At 59.1% G+C, this 3,618-nt stretch carries 3 protein-coding genes; all 3 read left to right on the top strand.

Going from position 1 to position 3,618, the window contains the following annotated elements; translation table 11 throughout:
• Positions 1–1,144, top strand: a 1,144-nt coding sequence (gene hflK, locus VF672_RS00725; protein ID WP_331100362.1) for an FtsH protease activity modulator HflK, incomplete at its 5' end; no start/stop codon positions are given.
• Positions 1,144–2,013, top strand: coding sequence for a protease modulator HflC (gene hflC, locus VF672_RS00720; protein WP_331100361.1), 870 nt, complete (start codon positions 1,144–1,146; stop codon positions 2,011–2,013). The genes hflK and hflC, both read left to right, overlap by 1 nt.
• Positions 2,014–2,317: 304 nt before the next feature.
• Complete coding sequence (locus tag VF672_RS00715; protein WP_331100359.1) at positions 2,318–3,505, top strand: ATP phosphoribosyltransferase regulatory subunit; 1,188 nt, start codon at positions 2,318–2,320, stop codon at positions 3,503–3,505.
• The last annotated feature ends 113 nt before the right edge of the window (positions 3,506–3,618 follow it).

The following is a 3,618-nucleotide window of genomic DNA, read 5'->3' as shown; positions in this document are numbered from 1 at the left end:
CAACTCGAATAATCAGGATCCTTGGGGTGGTAAGCGCAAGAATGGCGACCGCAAGGGGCCACCGGATCTCGACGAGGCCTTCCGTAAGCTGCAGGAAAGCCTGAATGGGTTGTTCGGTGGTAAGAAACGTACTGGCGGTGATGGCGGTGGCGGTAGTTCGCGCAAAGGCGGTGGCTTTGGCTTGCTCGGCATTGGCCTGGTCGTGCTTCTCGCGATCTGGCTCTACAGCGCTATCTATGTCGTGGATGAGCAGGAGCAGGCCGTCGTGCTGCGCTTCGGCCAGTACTACGAAACCGTAGGGTCGGGTTTGAACATCTACTTCCCGCCGTTCGATCGCAAGTACATGGAAAACGTAACGCGCGAGCGTGCCTACAGCAAGCAAGGCCAGATGCTGACCGAAGACGAAAACATCGTCGAAGTGCCGCTGACAGTGCAATACAAGATCTCCAACCTGCGAGATTTCGTGCTGAACGTCGATCAGCCTGAAGTCAGTCTGCAACACGCAACAGAAAGCGCCTTGCGCCATGTCGTGGGTTCCACGGCCATGGATCAGGTGCTGACTGAAGGTCGTGAGCTGATGGCCAGTGAAATCAAGGAGCGTCTGCAACGCTTCCTCGACACGTACCGCACCGGCATCACGGTCACTCAGGTGAACGTGCAAAGTGCCGCTGCGCCACGTGAAGTCCAGGAAGCATTCGACGACGTGATCCGCGCCCGTGAAGACGAGCAGCGTTCGCGCAACCAGGCTGAAACCTACGCAAACGGTGTGATTCCGGAAGCGCGTGGTCAGGCCCAGCGCATCCTTGAAGACGCCAACGGTTACCGCGACGAAGTGGTTTCTCGTGCCAAAGGTGAGGCTGATCGCTTTACCAAACTGGTTGCCGAGTACCGCAAGGCCCCGGAAGTTACCCGTGAGCGTCTGTATCTGGACACCATGCAGGAACTGTTCAGCAACACCAGCAAGGTTCTCGTGACCGGCGACAAGGGGCAGAACAATCTGCTTTACCTGCCGCTGGACAAGATGATCGAGAGTGGTCGTAACAGCACTGCCCCGACTACCGGTGCAGCCGCCGCAGCAACTGACGTGGGCACTCGTGCCGCCGAGTTGCAGCAGCGCGATGTGCGTACAAGGGAGAGTCGCTGATGAGCAATAAATCGCTGATCGCCCTGATTGTTTGTGTAGTGCTGGCGGTGGTTGCCTGGAACAGCTTTTACATCGTGTCCCAGACCGAGCGTGCAGTCATGCTGCAATTCGGGCGTGTGGTTCAGGCTGATGTTCAGCCGGGCCTGCATGTGAAGATTCCTTACGTGAACCAGGTGCGCAAGTTTGACGGTCGCCTGCTGACGCTGGATGCTCCGACGCAGCGCTTCCTGACGCTGGAAAAGAAAGCAGTCATGGTTGACGCGTATGCCAAATGGCGGGTCAAGGACGCGGAGCGCTTCTACACGGCGACTTCCGGCTTGAAGCAGATCGCTGATGAGCGTCTGTCCCGTCGTCTGGAATCCGGTCTTCGTGACCAGTTCGGCAAGCGCACCCTGCACGAAGCTGTGTCGGGTGAGCGCGATGCGCTGATGGCTGACATCACCGCATCGTTGAATGCGATGGCAACCAAAGAGCTGGGCATCGAAGTTATCGACGTCCGGGTCAAGGCCATCGACTTGCCCAAGGAAGTGAATCGCAGTGTGTTCGAGCGCATGAGCACCGAGCGTGAACGTGAAGCACGCGAGCATCGGGCCAAGGGTAACGAACTGGCTGAAGGCATTCGTGCCGATGCCGATCGTCAGCGTCGTGTGTTGCTGGCTGAGGCCTATCGTGAGTCTGAAGAGGCTCGTGGTGACGGTGATGCTCAAGCTTCCGCGATCTACTCCAAGGCTTACGGCCAGGACCAGGAGTTCTACGCGTTCTATCGTAGCCTGCGCGCCTACCGTGAAAGCTTCGCGAGCAAGAGCGACGTGATGGTTCTGGACCCGAGCAGCGATTTCTTCCGCTATCTGGAAAAATCCAAGCCGTGATCCAGTGGCCTGTACGGTGAATCCTGACAGGCCATCAATCACCCGCCGGGCGGCAAAACCGTCTGGCGGGGTGATCATGCGGTAAAACGTGTGTATGATGCGGCAGCCGGGAAATTCCCGGCTTTTTTGCGTCTGCACGATTGATTGGCCACAGAAGTGGCAAGATTTTTCGAGGACAGTGGTCTGCAAGGCCATTCTCGGGCGCTTGTCGTGCCCGCAGGAATGGACGCAGGACGTGATCACTGTCTGCTTCACTCAAGGCTTGCCTCAGGGCTAGCCGCCCGGATGATAGGGGAATGGCGTAATGGCAACGGTTGACCGCTGGCTGCTACCAGATGGCATCGAAGAAGTACTGCCACCGGAAGCGGCGCGAATAGAAGTAGCGCGTCGTCAGGTGTTGGATCTCTTCCAGAGCTGGGGCTACGAATTCGTAGTCACCCCTCATATCGAATACCTCGAATCCCTGCTCACAGGCGCAGGCTCGGACCTGGATTTGCGCACCTTCAAGGTGATTGATCCTCAGTCGGGTCGGCAGATGGGTTTCCGTGCCGACATCACGCCGCAAGTGGCGCGCATCGATGCGCACACCCTGCGTCGCGAGGGTCCTAGCCGTCTTTGCTATGCCGGCAGCGTGCTGCATGCGCAGCCTCGTGCGCTGTCTTCTTCGCGCAGCCCGATTCAACTGGGTGCGGAGTTGTACGGTGACGCTAGTCCGAGCAGCGACGTTGAAGTCATCAGCTTGATGCTGGCCATGTTGCAACTGGCCGATGTGCCGGATGTGCACATGGACCTGGGCCATGTCGGCATCTATCGTGGTCTGGCGCGTGCCGCCGGTTTGTCGGGCGAGGTCGAGCAGCAGCTGTTCGATGCCCTGCAACGCAAGGCTATCGACGAAGTGATTGTGCTGACCGAAAACCTCCCGACCGACCTGGCCACCATGCTGCGTGCGCTGGTCGATCTGTGTGGCGGCCGCGACGTGTTGGCAGCGGCCCGTGATCGACTGGCCAATGCGCCTGCGCCAGTACTTGCCGCCCTCGATGATCTGTTGACGATCGCCGAGCGCCTCGCTGCCCGCTTCCCTGAGCTACCGTTGTATTTCGATCTGGGCGAGTTGCGTGGTTATCACTACCACACGGGCGTGGTGTTCGCGGTGTTCGTTCCGGGTGTCGGTCAATCGATTGCCCAGGGCGGCCGTTATGACGACATCGGCGCCGATTTCGGCCGTGCTCGTCCAGCAACCGGTTTTTCCACGGATCTGAAAACCCTGGTGACACTGGGGCGCGCCGAAATCCAGCTGCCTACGGGCGGGGTCTGGATGCCGGACAGCACCGATGCAGCACTCTGGCAGCAAGTTTGCCAACTGCGCAGTGAAGGTCAGCGTGTCGTTCAGGGTTTGCCTGGACAGCACGTGAGTGCGGCCCTTGAGGCCGACTGCGATCGGCAATTGATTCAGCATGGCGAGCGTTGGCAGGTAGTGCCGCTGGCCTCTTGAGTTTCCCTGCCGGCCGCCGCCGGCACCAAGTTTGCGTGAATGAGGACAAGTGTTATGGGTAAGAATGTCGTAGTCCTGGGCACCCAATGGGGTGATGAGGGCAAAGGCAAGAT

This window comes from Pseudomonas sp. (genome assembly GCF_036387035.1).
Lineage (GTDB): Bacteria > Pseudomonadota > Gammaproteobacteria > Pseudomonadales > Pseudomonadaceae > Aquipseudomonas.
The sequence above is the reverse complement of the archived record's forward strand: the minus strand, read 5'-3'. Positions and strand labels throughout refer to the sequence as shown.